This is a genomic window from Streptomyces sp. NBC_01723, from assembly GCF_036246005.1.
Taxonomy (GTDB): domain Bacteria; phylum Actinomycetota; class Actinomycetes; order Streptomycetales; family Streptomycetaceae; genus Streptomyces.
Genome location: NZ_CP109171.1, coordinates 5,681,524 through 5,701,393, shown reverse-complemented (window position 1 = coordinate 5,701,393; position 19,870 = coordinate 5,681,524). Strand labels below are relative to the sequence as shown.

The 19,870-nt window shown below is 71.5% G+C and carries 16 protein-coding genes; 10 read left to right on the top strand and 6 right to left on the bottom strand.

The genetic code is table 11. The features are described 5' to 3' along the window. The first annotated feature begins 203 nt into the window (after positions 1 to 203). The 8 genes from OIE75_RS26495 (at position 204) to OIE75_RS26460 (ending at position 10,981) form a co-directional block, all read left to right on the top strand. Positions 204 to 4,121 carry a sensor histidine kinase gene (locus OIE75_RS26495; protein ID WP_329472311.1) on the top strand — a complete coding sequence of 1,306 codons (3,918 nt, stop codon included), beginning with the start codon at positions 204 to 206 and terminating at the stop codon, positions 4,119 to 4,121. A gap of 9 nt (positions 4,122 to 4,130) precedes the next feature. Continuing rightward, on the top strand, positions 4,131 to 4,544 hold the full coding sequence (locus OIE75_RS26490) for a roadblock/LC7 domain-containing protein (RefSeq protein WP_005479910.1): 414 nt from the start codon (positions 4,131 to 4,133) through the stop codon (positions 4,542 to 4,544). Between the two features lie 111 nt (positions 4,545 to 4,655). Next, on the top strand, positions 4,656 to 5,054 hold the full coding sequence (locus tag OIE75_RS26485; RefSeq protein ID WP_003973454.1) for a DUF742 domain-containing protein: 399 nt from the start codon (positions 4,656 to 4,658) through the stop codon (positions 5,052 to 5,054). Continuing rightward, complete coding sequence (locus OIE75_RS26480; RefSeq protein ID WP_003973455.1) at positions 5,035 to 5,610, top strand: GTP-binding protein; 576 nt, start codon at positions 5,035 to 5,037, stop codon at positions 5,608 to 5,610. Before OIE75_RS26485 ends, OIE75_RS26480 begins: the two co-directional genes overlap by 20 nt. Before the next feature lie 421 nt (positions 5,611 to 6,031). After that, on the top strand, positions 6,032 to 9,328 hold the full coding sequence (locus tag OIE75_RS26475) for a nitrate- and nitrite sensing domain-containing protein (protein WP_329472310.1): 3,297 nt from the start codon (positions 6,032 to 6,034) through the stop codon (positions 9,326 to 9,328). A 10-nt stretch (positions 9,329 to 9,338) separates the two neighbouring features. Next, positions 9,339 to 9,752 (top strand): roadblock/LC7 domain-containing protein, encoded by a 414-nt coding sequence (locus OIE75_RS26470; RefSeq protein WP_004983065.1) that lies wholly within the window; start codon positions 9,339 to 9,341, stop codon positions 9,750 to 9,752. Between the two features lie 94 nt (positions 9,753 to 9,846). After that, complete coding sequence (locus OIE75_RS26465; RefSeq protein ID WP_064729998.1) at positions 9,847 to 10,419, top strand: DUF742 domain-containing protein; 573 nt, start codon at positions 9,847 to 9,849, stop codon at positions 10,417 to 10,419. Next, the gene (locus OIE75_RS26460) at positions 10,400 to 10,981 is read left to right on the top strand and encodes a GTP-binding protein (RefSeq protein WP_009314218.1); all 582 of its coding nucleotides are present in this window, start codon (positions 10,400 to 10,402) and stop codon (positions 10,979 to 10,981) included. The genes OIE75_RS26465 and OIE75_RS26460 overlap by 20 nt, the downstream gene beginning before the upstream one ends. 228 nt (positions 10,982 to 11,209) lie before the next feature. On the opposite strand, the gene OIE75_RS26455 is transcribed toward OIE75_RS26460, so the two are convergent. The 3 genes from OIE75_RS26455 to OIE75_RS26445 form a co-directional block, all read right to left on the bottom strand. Continuing rightward, positions 11,210 to 11,407 (bottom strand): acyl-CoA carboxylase epsilon subunit, encoded by a 198-nt coding sequence (locus tag OIE75_RS26455; RefSeq protein ID WP_307015262.1) that lies wholly within the window; start codon positions 11,405 to 11,407, stop codon positions 11,210 to 11,212. A gap of 17 nt (positions 11,408 to 11,424) precedes the next feature. Continuing rightward, positions 11,425 to 13,008 carry an acyl-CoA carboxylase subunit beta gene (locus OIE75_RS26450; RefSeq protein ID WP_125491979.1) on the bottom strand — a complete coding sequence of 528 codons (1,584 nt, stop codon included), beginning with the start codon at positions 13,006 to 13,008 and terminating at the stop codon, positions 11,425 to 11,427. 154 nt (positions 13,009 to 13,162) lie between these two features. Next, positions 13,163 to 15,532, bottom strand: coding sequence for a polysaccharide lyase 8 family protein (locus tag OIE75_RS26445; protein WP_443078391.1), 2,370 nt, complete (start codon positions 15,530 to 15,532; stop codon positions 13,163 to 13,165). A gap of 168 nt (positions 15,533 to 15,700) precedes the next feature. Between OIE75_RS26445 and OIE75_RS26440 the strand changes: the two genes are divergently transcribed. Next, complete coding sequence (locus OIE75_RS26440) at positions 15,701 to 16,258, top strand: YceI family protein (RefSeq protein ID WP_329472309.1); 558 nt, start codon at positions 15,701 to 15,703, stop codon at positions 16,256 to 16,258. Here the strand turns inward: OIE75_RS26440 and OIE75_RS26435 are convergent. Together OIE75_RS26435 and OIE75_RS26430 are read right to left on the bottom strand one after the other, a co-directional pair. Continuing rightward, positions 16,245 to 16,793, bottom strand: a complete 549-nt coding sequence (locus tag OIE75_RS26435; protein WP_329472308.1) for a cysteine hydrolase family protein — start codon at positions 16,791 to 16,793, stop codon at positions 16,245 to 16,247. The genes OIE75_RS26440 and OIE75_RS26435 overlap by 14 nt on opposite strands. A gap of 25 nt (positions 16,794 to 16,818) precedes the next feature. Continuing rightward, positions 16,819 to 17,418, bottom strand: a complete 600-nt coding sequence (locus OIE75_RS26430; protein WP_329472307.1) for a TetR/AcrR family transcriptional regulator — start codon at positions 17,416 to 17,418, stop codon at positions 16,819 to 16,821. A gap of 87 nt (positions 17,419 to 17,505) precedes the next feature. On the opposite strand from OIE75_RS26430, the gene OIE75_RS26425 reads away from it, so the two are divergent. Then, positions 17,506 to 18,462, top strand: coding sequence for a DMT family transporter (locus OIE75_RS26425; RefSeq protein ID WP_329472306.1), 957 nt, complete (start codon positions 17,506 to 17,508; stop codon positions 18,460 to 18,462). 14 nt (positions 18,463 to 18,476) lie between these two features. Here OIE75_RS26425 and OIE75_RS26420 read toward each other — a convergent pair whose 3' ends face one another. Further along, positions 18,477 to 19,820: a hypothetical protein gene (locus OIE75_RS26420; protein WP_329472305.1), complete on the bottom strand. Its 1,344-nt coding sequence runs from the start codon at positions 19,818 to 19,820 to the stop codon at positions 18,477 to 18,479. Positions 19,821 to 19,870 lie beyond the last annotated feature (50 nt).

The window sequence follows — 19,870 nt, the reverse complement described above, 5'->3', positions numbered from 1 at the left end:
ACTGTGCTGGAATTCCACGGACCGCCGCAGGATCGAGCCGGCGCGCAGGGGGCGCAAAGCAGCGCCGGGCGGCGGCGAGAAGGGGAAACCAGCGCCGGTCACTCACGACCACCACGGGGGCGTATTCAGGGCGCCCCCATGACGCCGACACCGTGTCCCGCCGTTCACGCGGAGGGGCGCCTGGTCCAGAGGTTGCGACGCTAGTGCAGGGACGTTTCAAGAGGGATGGCAGCGCTTCGGCGGAGCCGGAGCCGCATGGCGGGACCGGCCCCAAGGCCGTCGGCTCCTCGCCCCAGCACGCCCAGAACCAGGGCCAGACCCCGTCCGGCGACAGTGGAGAGCGCGCCGGTCAGACGGCCAATTCGGCCGCCCCCGGCCAGCAGCCGTCCGCCAAGCCGGCCAAGGGCGCGCCGAGCGGCCCCGGACCGCGAATAGCCCTGCGCAACTGGCGTATCTCCACCCGTCTGGTGTCACTGCTCGCGCTCCCGGTGGTCGCGGCCACCTCGCTGGGCGCGATGCGCATCAGCCAGTCGATGGACGACATCCAGCAGCTCGACAACATGAAGCTGCTGACCGAGATGACCAAGCAGGCCACCGAACTGGCCGCCGCGCTCCAGGAGGAGCGCGACCAGTCCGCCGGCCCCCTGGCGCACGGCTCGGCGTCCAGCGCCATCGCCGTCAAGGGCGACCGCGAGAAGACGGACCGGGCCCTCAAGAACTTCCTCGACAACTCCGAGGAGATCGACGCCGCCAGCAAGGACGGCAACCTCGTCGGTGTCCGCGACAGCCTCGTCGGCCTCGCGAGCGACCTGAACGACCTGAACAAGATCCGCGGCACGGCGTACCAGGCCAAGCAGAACTCGACCCAGACCGTCGAGGCCTACCACCGCCTGATCAACCACCTGCTCGACCTCTCGCAGGACATGGCGGAGGCGACCAGCAACCCCGACATGATTCAGCGCACGCGCGCCCTGTCGGCCTTCTCCTCGGCCAAGGAGTACGCGTCCATCCAGCGCGCGGTCCTGGCGGCGGCGCTCCCCGCGAACAACACCAGCAAGGGCAAGCTCTCCGAGAACGACCGGCTCTACGCCCAGTCGGCGCTGCAGAGCCAGACGTCCGAGATCCGCAGCTTCACCAGCATCTACGGCGACGGCGCCGAGGAACTCCTCAAGCCGATCTCCGAGGGCAACCCGGTCATCGAGGCGTCCGACCAGTACGCCGGCCGCGCCCTCAGCGGCGTCAACGGGCTGGGCGACCTCAAGCCCCGGTCGTACCAGGACTGGCTGGACGAGAGCTCCACCAAGATCCAGCAGATGAAGAACATCGAGCTGAAGCTGCTGGAGGACATGGAGCAGCAGGCCCGCGAGCTGCGCAACGAGTCCGAGCGCGAGGCCATCATCTCCGGTGTCCTCATCCTGCTCGTGCTCGGCGTCTCGCTGGTCGGCGCCTTCGTCGTGGCGCGGTCCATGATCCGCTCGCTGCGCCGCCTGGAGGACACCGCGACCAAGGTCGCCCAGGACCGCCTGCCCGAGCTGGTCAAGCAGCTCTCCGAGACCGACCCGCAGGACGTCGACACCTCGGTGGAGTCGGTCGGTGTGCACTCCCGGGACGAGATCGGCCGAGTGGCCGCGGCCTTCGACGACGTGCACCGCGAGGCGGTCCGCCTCGCCGCCGAGCAGGCCCTGCTGCGGGGCAACGTCAACGCGATGTTCACCAACCTCTCGCGCCGCTCCCAGGGCCTCATCCAGCGTCAGCTCTCGCTCATCTCCGAACTGGAGTCCCGCGAGGCCGACCCGGACCAGCTGTCCTCGCTGTTCAAGCTCGACCACCTCGCGACGCGCATGCGCCGTAACGGTGAGAACCTCCTCGTCCTCGCCGGTGAGGAGCCCGGGCGCCGCTGGACCCGGCCGGTCCCGCTGGTCGACGTGCTCCGTGCCGCCGCCTCCGAGGTGGAGCAGTACGAGCGCATCGAACTGGCCTCCGTGCCGACCACCGAGGTCGCCGGCCGCGTGGTCAACGACCTCGTGCACCTGCTCGCCGAGCTGCTGGAGAACGCGACCTCGTTCTCCTCGCCGCAGACCAAGGTCAAGGTCACCGGTCACGCGCTGCCCGACGGGCGGGTGCTGATCGAGATCCACGACACCGGTATCGGCCTCTCCCCCGAGGACCTCGCCGCGATCAACGAGCGGCTCGCCTCGCCGCCCACCGTGGACGTCTCCGTCTCCCGCCGCATGGGTCTGTTCGTGGTCGGCCGCCTCTCGCAGCGCCACGGCATCCGCATCCAGCTGCGGCCGTCCGACTCCGGTGGCACGACCGCGCTGGTCATGCTGCCCGTGGACGTCGCCCAGGGCGGTCGCAAGCCGCAGCCGAAGCCGGGGCAGTCCGCCTCCGGCAACGGCGGTCCGGCGGCCGCGCAGGCCGCCGCGGGTGTCGCAGCGGCCCGCCGCGGCGGCCAGGGCGGCGCCCTCGCCGGAGGTGCCTTCGGCGGCGGTGGCGCGCTCGGTGGCGGTGCTCCGGGCGGCCGGCTCGGTGCCGCGCAGGGTCCGCGGGCCGCGCTCCCCGGACGGGACACGGACGGTCGCCCGGGCGCGCCCGGCGGTCCGCGCGGTCCCCAGTCCCCGGCCGGTCCCGGCCAGCAGAACCGCCCGGCCCCGGCCGGCGCGGGAGCCGGTGCCGGTCAGGCGCCGGGTGCCCCGCAGGGTCTGCAGGCCGCGGGCATGAACGCGCCGCAGGGCAACGCCCCGCAGGGCCAGGACGTCTTCGGCGGTGGCCGCGGTCCCGCCGCGCCCCCGCAGCGCGGCAAGCGCGGGAACAACGGCGACGCCGGACAGGGCCGTCGTCCGCAGCTGCCGCCGCGCGGTGGTCCGCGGGCCGAGCTGCCCGGTGGCAACCCGCAGCCCCGCACGCCCAGCTGGAGCGACGAGAACGCGCAGCCGCCCGTGGAGCGCGCCTCGCTGGACGCCCCGCGCGGTCACGAGGAGCCGGACAGCTCCCGTACCCGCCGCACGCCGGACTTCGACGACCGGCAGGGCCCGGGCTCCACGGCGGAGATGCCGGCCGTGCCGCGGTTCGGCGAGCCCCAGTCCCCGGCCGCCACGGCCGAGTTCGCCCGCCCCGACTTCGACGCCCCGGCCCCTCGCCAGGACGCCCCGCAGAACACGGGCCAGTTCACGCGGCCGGACCAGAACCAGAACCAGTACGACCAGGGCGCGTACCCGCAGAACCAGTACGGCCGCGACCAGTACGGCCAGGGCGGCTCCACGGACACCCCGCGCAACGACCAGTTCGCGCGGCCCGAGCAGAACGGCCCGCAGCAGGGCAACGGCGCCTTCGTCCGCTCGGACGTCTTCGGCGGTCAGCCCCGTCAGACCGGCCCGAACGGACCCGCCCAGGCCGACCGGTTCGCCGGCGCCCAGGGCGCCCAGGGGTACGACAACGGCTCCACCGGGCAGCATGGCCAGCCGAGCCGCACGAACCCGGCCGCCCCCGGCCCGTTCGAGCGCCCGCAGGTCAACGGCGCGCAGGGCGGCAACGACTTCGGCGCACCGCGCCCGCCGGCCCCGTCCCCGCAGCAGCCCGTCCACCAGGAGCCCGCGGGCGGCAACACCAACGGGACCCCCGCGCAGCAGCGGCCCCAGGACGGCTGGGCCCTGCCCCCGGCCACCGGCCCCGGTGACGGGCGCACGCCGCTGTACGACACGCTGGAGACCAACTGGTTCCACGGCGACCGCGAGGCGAGGGCGCAGCAGCAGGCCCAGCAGCCCGCCGCGCCGGAGCCGCAGGCCGCCCAGCCCCAGACCCCGGCGGCCCCGCAGCGGCCCGCCACCTCTGCCTGGCGCAGTTCGCCCAACGACGACCTCGTCCGGCAGGCGGAACGCGTACGGCAGCCGGCGGCGGGCGGGGTCACCACCTCCGGCCTCCCGCGCCGGGTCCCCCGGGCCAACCTCGTCCCGGGGACGGCTCAGCAGCAGTCGCACCAGAACGGTCCGCAGATCTCGCGCGCGCCGGACGAAGTGCGCGGCCGGCTGACCAATCTCCGTCGGGGAATCGCACAGGGCCGTCAGGCCGGTACCAACCAGACCGGCAGCTACCCGCGGCCCACTCACCAGCAGGAGCGTTAGTTGAGCCCGATGAGCCAGGCGGCACAGAACCTCAACTGGTTGATCACGAATTTCGTGGACAACACCCCAGGGGTGTCCCACACCGTCGTCGTGTCCGCCGACGGACTCCTTCTGGCGATGTCGGAAGGATTCCCTCGCGACCGCGCCGACCAGCTCGCGGCCGTCGCCTCGGGTCTGACCTCGCTGACGGCCGGGGCGTCCCGGATCTTCGAGGGCGGCGACGTGGCGCAGACGGTCGTGGAGATGGAACGTGGGTTCCTCTTCCTCATGTCCGTCTCGGACGGCTCTTCGCTGGCCGTCCTCGCCCACCCGGAGTGCGACATCGGCCTCGTCGGCTACGAGATGGCGCTCCTGGTCGACCGCGCGGGTGCGGTCCTCACACCGGACTTGCGCGCTGAACTACAAGGAAGTCTGCTCCACTGATCCGCCCCGGCACCACCCGTGTTACCAAATCACCGTCCGGCCGCCACAATCCCCCCACCGGCCACATCAGACGGCTTGACTGACCGACTTGCTGTCCCGCCCGGAGGATTCATGACCCCGCCCACCGCCTCTCATGATCCGTACGCGGAGCCGTACGAGGACGAGGGCGACCAGCCGCTGGTACGTCCTTACGCGATGACCGGTGGCCGGACCAGGCCGCGCTACCAGCTCGCCATCGAGGCGCTGATCAGCACGACGGCCGACCCGGCAGCGCTCATGGGGCTGCTCCCGGAGCACCAGCGGATCTGCCACCTGTGCCGCGAGGTGAAATCGGTGGCCGAGGTGTCGGCCCTGCTGGCGATGCCGCTCGGCGTGGCCAGGATCCTGGTCGCGGACCTCGCGGAGGCCGGGCTCGTCGCCATCCACCAGCCCGGCGGGGACGAGAACAACGGCGGTGCACCGGACGTGACACTGCTCGAAAGGGTGCTCAGTGGACTTCGAAAGCTCTGACGGAGGCCGGGCGACCACCTCCGCGAAGATCGTGGTCGCCGGCGGCTTCGGCGTCGGCAAGACCACGTTCGTGGGCGCCGTCTCCGAGATCAACCCGCTGCGCACCGAGGCCGTGATGACCTCGGCCAGCGCCGGGATCGACGACCTCACGCACGCCGGTGACAAGACGACCACCACGGTCGCGATGGACTTCGGCCGCATCACGCTCGACCAGGACCTGATCCTGTACCTCTTCGGTACGCCCGGCCAGGACCGGTTCTGGTTCATGTGGGACGACCTGGTGCGCGGCGCCATCGGCGCGGTCGTGCTCTGCGACACCCGCCGGCTGGCCGACTGCTTCCCGGCCGTCGACTACTTCGAGAACAGCGGTCTGCCGTTCGTCGTCGCGCTCAACGGCTTCGACGGGCAGCAGCCGTACTCCCCGGACGAGGTGCGCGAGGCGCTCCAGATCGGCCCGGACACCCCGATCATCACGACGGACGCCCGGCACCGCGCCGACGCCAAGTCGGCCCTGATCACGCTGGTGGAACATGCGCTGATGGCACGCCTGCGGTAGGGCTGCGCGGGTCTGCGGGTGATCGCAGCCAAGTCGGCAGGGTCCTACGGCACTTGTCGTAGACGGGACCGAGCCGGCTGTGTCCTTTGACACGGTCGGCTCGGCTGTTCATAACGTTTCGGCAGAGGAATCGGGTGGTACCGACACGCGACGCGGTCAACTGCTCTCGCTGCGCGCACGAACGCCCCGTCTTTTGACGGGCCTCGCTCTTTATGACCGTTTTACGCGGGGCTTACATCACGTGTAACCCCCGCGTTCCACTGTTTGGAAGAGCGCTGGTCGCCGTGCTGGAATGCCAGAACTGCCCAAGGGTCAATCACGCACGAGACGTACTCAGCAGTAGCACGTACTCGTCGACGGACTGGGCTCTGAGACACAGCGGCACGACGTAGGTGCCGACCGCCGAGAGGTTGTTGGTCGAGTGAGGCGAAGCAAGAACAGTCCCGAGCCATCGGCCCGGGGCAACTTCACCCCGCCGCCGCGCACAGCGGCGCCCGCCCCCGCGTCTGCTGCGGAACCCCAGGACGAACCCGCCGCCGGTGGCCGTTTCTCGCCGCGCAACTGGCGGGTGACCACCCGGCTGAACGCGATCCTGCTCATACCCGTGCTGGTCGGCCTGGTCATGGGCGGCTTCCAGGTGAAGAGCTCCATCGACACCTGGGGCGACGCCGAGGACGCGGAGAGCACCGCGCGTCTGGTGCAGGCCTCCCTCGGGTATGCCAACGCCCTCTACAACGAGCGCGACATCACGGCGGCCCCGCTGCTGCAGGGCAAGGGCGACAAGGACGCGACCGTCACCAAGGCCCGTCAGGCGACCGACGACGCCGCCGACGCCTTCGACGAGGCCGCGGCCGGCATGCCCGCCAAGCCGGGTCTGGAGCGCCGGCTGAAGGTCTTCCGCGAGCAGGAGCCCAAGCTCCAGACGCTGCGGGCGGCCGCATACACCACCAAACTCAAGGGCGTGGAGACCGAGGAGGGCTACACCGGTGTGGCCCACCCCCTGATGGAGTTCGCCAACGAACTCGGTCTGGGCACCGGCAACATCACCTCCTACGGCCGTACCGTCTACGCGATCTCCCTGACCAAGGCGGCGCTCTCCCTGGAGCGCTCGATCGGCATGCACATGCTGGTCAAGCCCGGTCCGGACCCCAGCCACCTCGCCAGCCAGCGGGTCGCCCTCTCCTCGTACGCCTACCTGGAGCGCATCGCGATCGAGGAGTACATCGGCGGCGGTACCGAGGCGGACGCGCAGAAGCTCGAGGACGCCGAGGCGAAGCTCAAGACGGACGGCGCGGCCATGGCCAAGGAGGCCAGGGCCAAGGACCCGGACTACGTGCCGCCGCCGTCCAACCCGACCACGATGATCTCGGAGCTGGCCCAGCTGGACTCCACGGACACCGGTGCGCGGGCGGAGCTGGCCCAGCAGGGCATCACGCCGGAAAACTGGTGGGCGGTCAACACCCTCAAGTTCGACGCGTACCAGAAGATCGAGTCGGACCTGGCCGACAAGGCGGTCTCCGAGGCGTCCACGATCGCCGACGACGCCGAGCGGGACGCCTACATCACGGGTGCCGCGGTCGTCATCGCGCTGCTCGCCGCGTTCATCCTGGCCGGCATGGTGGCGCGCCAGATGAGCCGCTCCATGCGCCGGCTGCGCAACGCCGCCTTCGGCATCGCCGAGCAGCGCCTGCCGATGCTGGTCGACCAGCTCTCCCGCACCGACCCCGGCCGGGTCGACACCCGGGTCCAGCCGATCCCGATCACCTCGACCGACGAGATCGGCGAGGTCGCCCGCGCCTTCGACCAGGTGCACCGCGAGGCGGTCCGGCTCGCCTCCGAGCAGGCCCTGCTGCGGGGCAACATCAACGCGATCTTCACCAACCTGTCGCGCCGCAACCAGTCGCTGATCGAGGGCCAGCTGAGCCTGATCACCGACCTGGAGAACAACGAGGCCGACCCCGACCAGCTGGAGAACCTCTTCCGGCTGGACCACCTCGCCACCCGTATGCGGCGCAACGGCGAGAACCTCCTGGTCCTCGCCGGCGAGGAGCCCGGCCGCCGCTGGGACCAGCCGGTCCCGCTGGTCGACGTGTTGCGCGCCGCCTCCTCCGAGGTGGAGCAGTACGAGCGCATCGAGCTGTCCGGCGTGCCGGAGGCCGAGATCCACGGCCGCGCCGTGACCGACCTCGTGCACCTGCTCGCCGAGCTCCTCGAGAACGCGACCACGTTCTCCTCCCCGCAGACCAAGGTCCGCGTCACCGCGACCCGGCTGCCCGACGGCCGCGTGATGGTGGAGATCCACGACAAGGGAATCGGCCTGACCGCCGAGGACTTCGCGGACATCAACCACAAGCTGGCCAACCCGCCGACCGTGGACGCCGCGATCTCGCAGCGCATGGGCCTGTTCGTGGTCGGGCGGCTGTCCGACCGGCACGGCATCCGGGTCCAGCTGCGCCCCTCCGGCGAGCAGGCGGGCACCACCTCGCTGGTCATGCTCCCGGACGCCATCACCCACGGTGGCGGTGGCGACCAGCAGCGCACCGAGTTCACCGTCTCGCAGATCATCCCGGAGCAGGACTTCCGGGGCGAGAACTTCTCCCAGGGCGGTCAGCCCATGCGCACCGCCGCCGAGCTGGGCTTCGACGACAGCCGGTACTCCGAGGTCCCCGACGACATACGGGAGCTGGACCCCGTCGGCCGCTCGCTGATGCGGGAGGAGCGCAGGGCGGCCCTGGAGGCCCAGTCGCACCCCGAGCTGCCCGGCCCGGCGGGCCCCGAGGGCGCCGGAAACGGCGGGACGCCCGGGTTCCAGGACCAGTTCACCGGTCAGCAGCCCCAGCAGTCCCAGCAGGCCCAGCAGCCTGGCTACGACGCCGGCCGCGAGGCTTACGCGGATCAGCAGAGCGGCGCCTACGACCAGCAGCAGGCCTTCGCCGACCAGCAGCAGGCGTACCAGGAACCGCAGCAGGCGTCGTACGACGAGCGGTACTACGCGCCCAACGGCGGCCTGCAGCAGGGCGAGGGCTACCCGCAGGGCGGCGGCTACGGCGACCCGTCGTCGTACGCCGAGCAGGGCCACGGCGGGCAGCAGCAGGCCGGCGCCCCGGACACGTACGCGCCCTTCGAGCAGCGGCGTGCCCAGGACGACTGGCCGCAGCAGGACGACTACCGGGGCGGCTATCCCGAGCAGTACCCCACGGGTGCTCCCGAGGCGCAATCCGTGCAGGCCGCTGACGTGAACCAGCCGGACCGCGTAGGCTTCGACCGTCCGGGCCCGGCCCCCTCCGCCGCCCACGAGATGACCAACGCCGGTCTTCCCCGCCGCGGATCCACCGCGAGCGGCGCGGGCGATGCGGGGCCCGTGGGTCACGAGACGCCGGCCGCCGCCGCTCCGGGGGCGAACGGCCGGGACAACTGGCGGTCGGCCAACGACGACCGCTGGCAGCAGGCTTCCTCGCTGCGCAAGCCCAAGGCGGGCGGGGTGACCTCCTCGGGCCTGCCGCGGCGGGTACCCAAGGCCAACCTGGTCGAGGGCGCCGCCGAAACCACTCCACAGGGAGGCCCCCAGGTCTCCCGCGCTCCGGAGGACGTCCGGGGCAGGCTGAGCAACCTGCGGCGCGGTGTCGAGCGAGGCCGCAACGCAGGCAGTGAAACGAACGGCCAGGACACAAGGAATGAACACCGTGGTCCTGACAGCACCTACAACCAGGAGCGTTAGTGTGAGCCCGATGAGCCAGGCGGCGCAGAACCTCAACTGGTTGATCACCAACTTCGTGGACAACACCCCGGGGGTGTCCCACACGGTGGTGGTCTCCGCCGACGGACTCCTTCTGGCGATGTCCGAGGGGTTCCCGCGCGACCGTGCCGACCAGCTCGCGGCCGTCGCCTCCGGTCTGACCTCGCTGACCGCCGGTGCCTCGCGCATCTTCGAGGGCGGCAGCGTGAACCAGACGGTTGTGGAGATGGAGCGGGGATTCCTGTTCATCATGTCCATTTCCGACGGCTCGTCCCTCGCCGTTCTTGCACACCCCGAGGCGGACATCGGCCTCATTGGGTACGAGATGGCCCTTCTGGTGGACCGTGCGGGCACGGTTCTGACGCCCGATCTGCGGGCTGAGCTCCAAGGCAGCCTTCTCAACTAAAGGACAGACGGTGCGTTTTGGCGTCCCGTGGCCGTAAAGTTTCGGGACGCGGCTCCACAGCGATGGATGCCAGGCACAGTCGGAGGAGGAAAAAGTGGCAACACCCCCAGGCGGTCCGTCTTCGGGCAACTGGTCGTACGGTCCTGGTCAGGGCCAGAACGACGGCTCGGCGAACGGATACGGCTACCCCTCCGTGCCGAGTCACCGGCAGCCGTACGCGCCGCAGGGCCCCGGCCCTTCGCCGTACGACCAGCCGCACGCTCCGCGCATCCAGCCCGTGCAGCCGCAGCGCCGCACCCCTGAGCCGGCGCCCGCGGGGGCGTCGAACAACCCCCTGGTGCGCCCGTACGCCATGACGGGCGGCCGCACCAGGCCGCGCTACCAGCTCGCCATCGAGGCGCTGGTGCACACGACCGCGCAGCCGCACCAGATGCAGGGCCAGCTGCCCGAGCATCAGCGGATCTGCAACCTCTGCCGGGAGATCAAGTCGGTGGCCGAGATCTCGGCCCTCCTGACGATCCCTCTCGGCGTGGCCAGGATCCTCGTCGCCGACTTGGCGGAGGCGGGACTGGTCGCCATCCATCAGCCCGGCGGCGACGAGAACGCCGGCGGCCAGCCAGACGTGACACTGCTCGAAAGGGTGCTCAGTGGACTTCGCAAGCTCTAGCGGCGGTCCTTCCCGCTCCACCACTTCCGCGAAGATCGTGGTGGCGGGCGGCTTCGGCGTGGGCAAGACCACGTTCGTCGGCGCTGTCTCGGAGATCAACCCGCTGCGCACCGAGGCCGTCATGACATCCGCTTCGGCGGGTATCGACGACCTCACCCACACGGGGGACAAGACGACCACGACGGTCGCCATGGACTTCGGCCGCATCACGCTCGACCAGGACCTGATCCTGTACCTCTTCGGTACGCCCGGCCAGGACCGGTTCTGGTTCATGTGGGACGACCTGGTGCGCGGCGCCATCGGTGCGATCGTGCTGGTCGACACGAGGCGGCTCGCCGACTGCTTCCCCGCCGTCGACTACTTCGAGAACTCGGGGCTGCCGTTCGTCATCGCCCTGAACGGGTTCGACGGGCAGCAGCCGTACAACCCGGACGAGGTCCGGGAAGCGTTGCAGATCGGGCCCGATACGCCGATCATCACGACCGACGCGCGGCACCGTGCGGACGCGAAGTCCGCGCTCATCACGCTCGTCGAGCACGCGCTGATGGCCCGTCTTCGCTGAGCCACGCCGAGCCTGCGGGCATGCGTGCCGCCTGGGGCGGCACGGGTGGGCGCAGGCGGCACCCCGTTGCGCCGGGTTGCGACACGCCCCCTGCGGCCACCGTGCTGCCGGGGGCTGTTTCGTCACCGGGTGCGGGTGGTTGGTGGCTGGTCGCGCAGTTCCCCGAGCCCCTGAAAGCGAGCGAGGCCCCTCCTGACGGAGGGGCCTCGCTCGCATCTCGGATCAGCGTCAGCGCCAGCTGTGCGGGGCGCGGAAACCCGGCTCGCGCTCCAGGCGGCGCCAGCCCGCGCGGACGCGGCCGCCGCCGTGGGTCGGGGGGATCTCGGCGGGGCGGGCGGCGGCGCGGGCGAGGAGGAGGGCCGTGATGGCGGCGACCTCCTCGGGCTCGGCGTGGCCCTTCTCGACGCGGATGTCGGCAGTGGACATGTCGGTGGCTCCTCGGGTCACTGCGGCGGGTTGCCGTGCTTGCGGGAGGGCAGGTCGGCGTGCTTGGTGTGGAGCATCGCCAGGGACCGGACGAGCACCTCGCGGGTCTCGGCGGGGTCGATGACGTCGTCGACCAGACCGCGCTCGGCCGCGTAGTAAGGGTGCATCAGCTCGGCCTTGTACTCCTTGACCATGCGGGCCCGCATGGCCTCGGGGTCCTCGGCACCGGCGATCTGACGGCGGAAGATGACGCCCGCGGCACCTTCCGCGCCCATGACGGCGATCTCGTTGGTCGGCCAGGCGTAGGTGAGGTCGGCGCCGATGGACTGCGAGTCCATGACGATGTAAGCACCTCCGTACGCCTTGCGCAGGATGAGCGAGATCCGGGGCACGGTCGCGTTGCAGTACGCGTAGAGCAGCTTGGCGCCGTGGCGGATGATGCCGCCGTGCTCCTGGTCGACGCCGGGCAGGAAGCCGGGTACGTCCAGAAGGGTGACGATCGGGATGTTGAAGGCGTCGCACATCTGGACGAAGCGGGCGGCCTTCTCGGAGGCCTCGATGTCCAGGACGCCGGCCAGGGCCTGCGGCTGGTTGGCGACGATGCCGACGACCTGCCCGTCGAGGCGGGCCAGGGCGCAGATGATGTTGCGTGCCCAGCGCTCGTGGACCTCCAGGTACTCGCCGTCGTCGACGATCTCCTCGATGACCTTGGTCATGTCGTACGGACGGTTGCCGTCCGCCGGGACCAGGTCGAGCAGGACGTCCGAGCGGCGGTCCACCGGATCCGAGGAGTCGTGGCGCGGCGGGTTCTCGCGGTTGTTCTGCGGGAGGAGGGAGAGGAGGTAGCGGACCTCGCCCAGGCACGTCTCCTCGTCGTCGTAGGCGAAGTGGGCCACCCCGCTGGTCTCGGCGTGCACGTCGGCGCCGCCCAGCCCGTTCTGGGTGATCTCCTCGCCGGTGACGGCCTTGACCACGTCCGGGCCGGTGATGAACATCTGCGAGGTGTCGCGGACCATGAACACGAAGTCGGTGAGGGCGGGGCTGTAGGCCGCGCCGCCCGCGCACGGGCCGAGCATCACGCTGATCTGCGGGATGACGCCGGAGGCCCGGGTGTTGCGCTGGAAGATGCCGCCGTACCCGGCGAGCGCGGACACGCCCTCCTGGATGCGGGCGCCGGCGCCGTCGTTGAGGGAGACCAGCGGGGCACCGGCCGCGATGGCCATGTCCATGATCTTGTGGATCTTCGTGGCGTGGGCCTCGCCCAGCGCGCCGCCGAAGATGCGGAAGTCGTGGGCGTAGACGAAGACCGTGCGGCCCTCCACCGTGCCCCAGCCGGTGACCACACCGTCGGTGTACGGCTTCTTGGCCTCCAGGCCGAAGCCGGTCGCCCGGTGCCGGCGCAGCTGCTCGACCTCGCGGAAGGAGCCGGGGTCCAGGAGCAGCTCGATGCGCTCACGGGCCGTCAGCTTGCCCTTGGCGTGCTGCGCCGCCGTAGCCTTCTCGCTCGGTCCGGCCAGCGCCTGCGCACGGATCTCGTGCAGTTCGGCCACTCGCCCACGCGCGTCCGTCGGCTCACCCGGCGCCTCATCCAAAACGGTCATGTAGCGACTCTACGAAGCCGACCGGCGAATGCGAGCCGTCGACTCCGTACAGTCTCCGACGCGTTTTCCTGGTAGCACCGAACAGAACCCCTGCGCCATGCAGCCGTTTCGACTGCTCAGAGGGCCTCTCCCTTGTAGGGGTCGCACAAAGCCGTCAGCTGAGAGTCACCTCACATTCATGGGTGGTACATACCACCCCTGGAGTGACGCGGAGGCGCAGACGGCGGCCGGTGGCCAGGATCTCGACCGTCTCGTCGGACCGCACCGCGGCCCGTACCGGGTGGTCCCAGACGATCTCCAGGGGCTCCCCGGAGCGCGGCGGTTCACTCACGCAGAGGGTAGCGGTACGGCCCCTGCGGCGGACCAGCACACTCGCCCCGGCCGTCGCGGTGAGCGGGCCCACCGTGCCGGGGCGCCAGAAGTTCGCCGCGGTGAGGCCGAGCGAGTGGACGGCGACCGCCTGCTGCCGGTCGTCGTTGGCGAGGACCCGCACCCGGCGGCGGTCGGCGGCGCGGCGGGCGACCGCGCCCCTGGAGGCGCCGGGCATGAGGACGTAGACGTAGTCGGCGTCGGAGGGGTCGGTGCCGTGGTCCAGCCAGAGGGTCTGCCAGCGGCGGGTGCGGCGCTCGGTGGTGCTGGTGGTGTTGATGTCGGACCAGGCGCCGGTGCGGTCCTCGCGCAGGGTCCGGAGGCCGCCCCCGGGCACGATCCAGCCGCCGTGGCCCTCCAGATGGGCCCAGTCCCGGCCCCGCACGAGGGCCTGGGTGCCGCCCTCGCCGAGGTTCCGGTTGTCGACGACCGTCTCGACCGGGACCCCGTCCGTACAGGTGATGCCGGCGCCGAGGCAGACCACCTCGTCGTCGAGGAAGAACCAGGACTTGCGGGCCTCCAGGGTCGAGCCGAGGCCCTTGAGGTGCTGGCCCACGGCCGCGTACTCGCCGTCGGTGGCGCCGCCGACCCAGCGCACGCCGGGCTTGGGGGCGCCCCACTCGCCGCCCGCCCGGTCGGCCAGGCGCTTGGTGGAGACGGTGGTGCCGGGCAGCCGGTACCAGTCGACGGTGGGCCAGAACCAGTCCGTGTACTGATCGGACCGGCCGGATTCCGCCCCGTTCGCCCACCAGCTGAGCATGCCGGCGCCGGTGTGCCAGCCGCGCGGGTTCTCGCCGTTGCCGCACTCGTAGTACGAGATGCGGTCGCTCGCCATCGCGAGGCCCGCGGTGAAGGCGGGGCGGCGGTGGACGGCCCGGTCCATGGCGGCGAAGAGGCGGTGCCCGGTGGGCTCGGGCGCGGCCTCGACGGGGGCGGCGGCGATCGCGTGCAGCCGGGCCAGGTCGGCGACCGGGAACTGGGGTGCCGTGAGGACGGGCGTGACGGTGTCCCGTTCGATCCAGCCCTTGATCCGCGCATGCCAGCGGTCGCGCTCGGTCCCGCTCGCGCCGCCCGCGAGGACAGCCATGGCGGCGATGATCTGCTGGCCGTGGAAGTGGTCGCTGCGCATCACGTGCAGGTCGTCGCCGGCCAGGTAACCCCGGCTGATGGCACGGCCGTTGACGGCGTCCATCACCAGTCCGTCGTGGATGAGGGGGGCGTAGGCGTGCTCGACGCTGTCGAGGACGATCTGCTTGCCGGGGTCGGTCACCTCCCACTGCGAACCGGCGAGCAGGGTGAACAGCCGGCCGAGGCCGTCCAGCATGACCTGGCCGTACGTACCCGAGTAGGCGACCCAGGTGTGCTGCACGAACGAGCCGTCGGCGTAGAGGCCGTCTCCCTTGGTGACGTAGGGGAAGACCGGCGAGAGGGCGTCGCGGGCCAGGGCGATCTTGTCGGGTGCGCGGCCCAGGACGCCACGCAGGACGACGGAGCGGCAGAGGTCGACGCGGTTGGCGCCGGTGGAGGTGCCGGAGTAGTCGCGGAGCATCGCGTCGGGGATGAAGTGGTCCACGGCGGCGCAGGCGGCGGCGACCCGGTCGGCGCCCAAGTGGTCGTACAGGGCGGCCGTGATGTCCGTCAGGAGGCGCGGGCTGCCGATCTGCCACTCCCACCAGTTGCCGTAGCGGGTGGTGCCGGGGTTGTAGACGGTGGCCGACAGGTGGTCGAGGCCGCGCAGGACGTCGGCGAGGAGCGCGGGGTCGCCGGTGGAGCCGGTCCCCTGCTGCACGTACGCCTCGGTCATCGTCCACAGGCGGCCGTAGGCGAACGTGATGCCGGCGGGCGGGTCGAAGGGGTGGCCGGGCCACAGGGAGGTGGGGGTCGGCGCCATGGTGGCGCGGTGGTCGCGGGCGCGTTCGCCGGTCTCCGCGAGGCGGGACGCGTACGGCTCGGCGGCCGGGTCGTAGCCGGTGCCGAGGGCGATGTCGAGCCAGCGTCGGCGGAGGGTGTCGTAGGGGTCGGCGGCGGCCGCGACGGGCGTTCCGCCGAGAGCGGGGGGCAGCGCGGCGGCCACGGCGGCCGTCAGGAGGAGGGAGCGTCGGGTCGGTCCGGCGCCGGGCCGGGGGACGTGCGGCCACGTGGGGGTCATGCTCATGACCCTTCCCCGCCGCCGACGCCAACACGTCCCTCGCGGCCGTCCGGGTGAATCCGCCACGCCACGCCGCACCCATCCGTTGAATGTTCAATGGAATAGGTCTACAGTCGTGACCGTTGGATTGGTTGAACGTTCAACATCAAGCGTCCAGGCCCCCAGGAGGACATCATGAGCAGCACCCCCGACCTCGCCACCCTGACCGGCGAGTACACGATCGACCCCGCCCACACCACGATCGGCTTCACCGCGCGCCACGCGATGGTCACCAACGTCAAGGGCAAGTTTCTCGACTTCAGCGGCACGCTACACCTGGACGGCGGCGACCCGAGCCGCTCCACGGCGTCCCTGGACGTCACGATGGACAGCATCGACACGGGGTCCCCTGACCGCGACGGCCACCTGAAGAGCTCGGACTTCTTCAAGACGGACGAGTTCCCGATGATGACCTTCCGCTCCACCGGTGCGGAGTCCCTCGGCGGCGACGACTACCGCATCACCGGCGACCTCACGATCCTCGGCACCACCAAGCCGCTCGCCATCGACCTGGAGTTCAACGGCGCGGCCAAGGACCCCTTCGGCAACGAGCGCGTCGGCTTCGAGGGCAAGGCCGAGATCAAGCGCTCGGAGTGGGGGCTCACCTGGAACGCGGCCCTGGAGACGGGTGGCGTCCTGGTCTCCGACAAGATCAAGCTGAACTTCGACATCTCGGCGATCAAGCAGGGCTGAGGTCCACGTCCGCGGCGGCCCGGAGGCGGACACGCCGGCCGGGCCAGCCGATCGTCCGGTAGATCGCGTTGTACTGGGCGACGGAAAGGTCCGCCGGCATCAGATCGTCGTCCTCGGGGCCCCGGACCGAGGTGGTGTGCCCGTCGGCGACGACGACCAGGTCGTATCCCCGGCTCAGGGCCTGTCGTGCCGTGGTGTCCACGCAGATCTCGGTGGCGAACCCGGTCACGATCACCTCGGTGACGCCGAGTTCCTTCAGAAGTGCGTCGAGGCCGGTGCCCAGGAAGCTGTCCGGCGTGGTCTTGTCGACGACCGGCTCCCCCGCCCGCGGCGCCAGCTCGGGCACGACCTGCCAGCCCTCGGTGCCGAAGACCATGCCCTCGTCCCGCTGCCGGACCGTCACCACCGGCACCCCGGCGGCGCGGGCCCGTTCAGTCAGCCCCGCGATCGCGGCGACCGTCTCGGCACCCCGGTGCGCCACGGCGACCGTGGCGTTCTGCATGTCGATCACGAGGAGTGCGCTGCGGGTCGGCATGGGCTCACCGTAGCCACGCGCGGCCTCAGGCCGCCTCCGCATTTCCCAGCAGCTCCCGCACCGTGTCGAGGGCATGGCCGAACGGGTCCGGGAAGACCCCCACGCCGTGCGCGACCAGCGCGCCCTCGTGGAGCAGCATCAGCGTGCGCGCCAGCCGGTCCGCCCCGGCCGCGTCGATCTCCCGGGCGAGTCCGGTGAAGAGGTCGAGCATCCACCGCTTCTGCCCGGTGATGACCGGATACGCCGGATGGGACGGGTCGCTGATCTCGGCGTGCGCGTTGATCATGCTGCACCCCTTGGCGCCGTACTCCCCCGCCCACACGCGCGACGCCTCGAAGACCGCCAGGACCCGTGCGTCCGGCCCCTGCCCCGCGACCGCTTCGAGGCGGCCGGCGAGGAGCTCCCGCCAGCGCTCGTCACGACCGGCCAGGTACTCCACGACGATCTGCTCCTTCGAGCCGAACCGGTCGTAGAGCGTCTTCTTGGTGACCCCCGCCTCGGCGGCGACGAGGTCCACGCCCACGGCGTGGATGCCGCGCTCGTAGAACAACCGCTCGGCCGCCTCCAGGACACGTCGCGCACCGGGTGTCATGCGGACGCGGTGCAGCTTCTGAACAGGCTCCATGACGGGAAGTATACAGATCTGTATAGTGGGCACCCAAGACGAGTAAACCGATCTGTCTACTCATCGAGTCGGGAAGGTGGGGTCCTCGTGAACGGCCTGCTCTCGGTCGCCTTCGTCCTGTGCTGGAGCTCCGGTTTCATCGGCGCCAAGCTCGGCGCCGGGACCGCGGACGCGACGACGCTCCTGATGTGGCGCTTCGTGCCGCTCGCCCTGGTCCTGATCGCCGTCGCGGCCGTCTCACGCGAGGCGTGGCGCGGGCTGACGCGCCGGGAGACCGGCCGGCAGGTCGCGATCGGCGCCCTGTCGCAGACCGGCTACCTGCTCAGCGTCTACTACGCCATCCAGCTCGGTGTCTCCAGCGGCACCACCGCCCTGATCGACGGCGTGCAGCCGCTGGTCGCCGGCGCGCTCGCCGGTCCCCTGCTGCGGCAGCACGTCTCACGCCGGCAGTGGCTCGGACTCTGGCTGGGGCTGGCCGGCGTCGCCACGGTCACGACGGCCGATGCCGCCGCGGCCGGTGCGGACGTGCCGTGGTGGGCGTACTTCGTGCCCTTCCTCGGCATGCTGTCGCTGGTGGCGGCCACCTTCCTGGAGGGCCGTTCGCGGGCCGCGGTCGCACCCCGGGCCGCGCTGACGATCCACTGCGTGACCAGCGCCGTCCTCTTCTCGGGCCTGGCCTTCGGCGCCGGGGCCGCCGCGCCACCCGCCGACTCGTCCTTCTGGCTGGCGACGGCCTGGCTCGTGGTGCTGCCGACGTTCGGCGGCTACGGGCTGTACTGGCTGATCATGCGCCGGTCCGGTGTCACCGAGGTGAACACCCTGATGTTCCTCATGGCACCGGTCACCGCCGTGTGGGGCGCCCTGATGTTCGGCGAGCACTTCGGGCCGCAGACGGCCGTGGGTCTCGCGGTCGGCCTCGCGGCGGTGGTCGTCGTGCGGCGGGGGGCGAAGCACTCACGGACGACGCGGGTGGAGCGGGTCGAAGAGACCGACGGGACACATCGGGACGCGGACCGCGCAACCGTGCGGGTGTCCTCCCGATGACCACGGTCCGCCGCTCAGAAACCGCCGCCGAAGTCCCCACCGCCGAATCCGCCGCCTCCGCCGAAGTCGCCGAACCCGCCCCCGAAGTCACCGGAGTCGAAGTCGCCACCGGAGACGTCGCCGCCCTCGTGGCCGCCGAAGTCGCCGTAGCCGTCGCCGTAACCGGCGCCGTAGGCCGGGCCGGCCATCATGCTGCCGAGCAGGGTGCCGACCAGCAGGCCCGGCAGGATGCCGGCGCCGAAGTAGCCGCCCGCCCAGGGGCCGTACGCCGGACCCGCGTCCCAGTAGGGGCGGCGGCCCTGGTCGGTGTCCACCTCGCGGACCATCGGGTCCAGCCCGTCGGACAACCGGGCCTGGTCGGCCGCGCAGACCGGCACCTCGCGGGTGGCGCCGCCCGGCGGGGTCCAGGTGGCGTCGGCGACGGACGGGCCGTGACGCGGGTCGAAGAAGCAGGGTGGGCGGCGGTCGGGCAGCGGCCGTCCCTCACGGCGGGCGGCGAGCCGCGCGAGCGAGAAGCGGCCGTCCTCCAGCGACTGGGTGACCGCCCGCACATCCTCCGGTTTGCGGGCGTTGCCCATGAACGTCTTGGCCTGCTCGTACGCGTCGAGGCCGTGTTCGTAGTCCGCGCGCATCGCGTCGTCGGCGCCCGGCTCCCCGGGGTGGAAGTCCAGGCGGTCCAGCTCCTCGCCGAACGCCGTGATGTCCTCGTCGACCACCACCCGCAGCCGCTCCAGCGACTGTCGCTGCTCCTCCTCGCGGCGCAGCCGGTTGCGCCGGGCGATCGCAAAGGCGCCCGCGCCGCCGGCCGCGACGACCGCGCCCGCGGTGATCAGGGCGCCGGTCGGCACGGTGGCGCCGCCGGAGTCCCAGGAGGAGGGGGCCGAGCCGCGTACGCTGCGCAGCGCGTCGTCGACGAAGTCGTTGAGCTGGGCCTTGGTGTCGCCCGCGCCCTGCGCCGCGGTGACCAGGTTGTTCACGCCCTGGCGGCTCAGCACGCTGCTGTCGGCGCGGGCGTCGAACTCGTCGCCGAGACGGACGCCGTACAGGCCGGTGATGCCGGTCTCGGTGCGCAGGTTCTGGAAGAGGTTGTCCGTCGGGAAGTCGGCCGGGAGGACCGCCACGAAGACCGGTTCGCCCGCGTCCTCGATCTTGTCGGCGAGCGCGTCGGCGTCCGCGTCGGAGAGCAGGCCGGAGGCGGCCGGGTCGACGTACACGGGACTCTCGCGCAGGGCCGCCCCGATCTCGGAGACGTCGGCGGCGGCCTGCGCGCCGGGCGCACCGGCCATCAGCACCGCCAGGGCGGCGATGACCGGCGCGATCAGGAGGCGCAGGAGGACTTGAACACGAACGCCCTTCATACCTCGAAAGTACCCGAACACACCTCAATCAGACATAAGTGCGGGTGGGA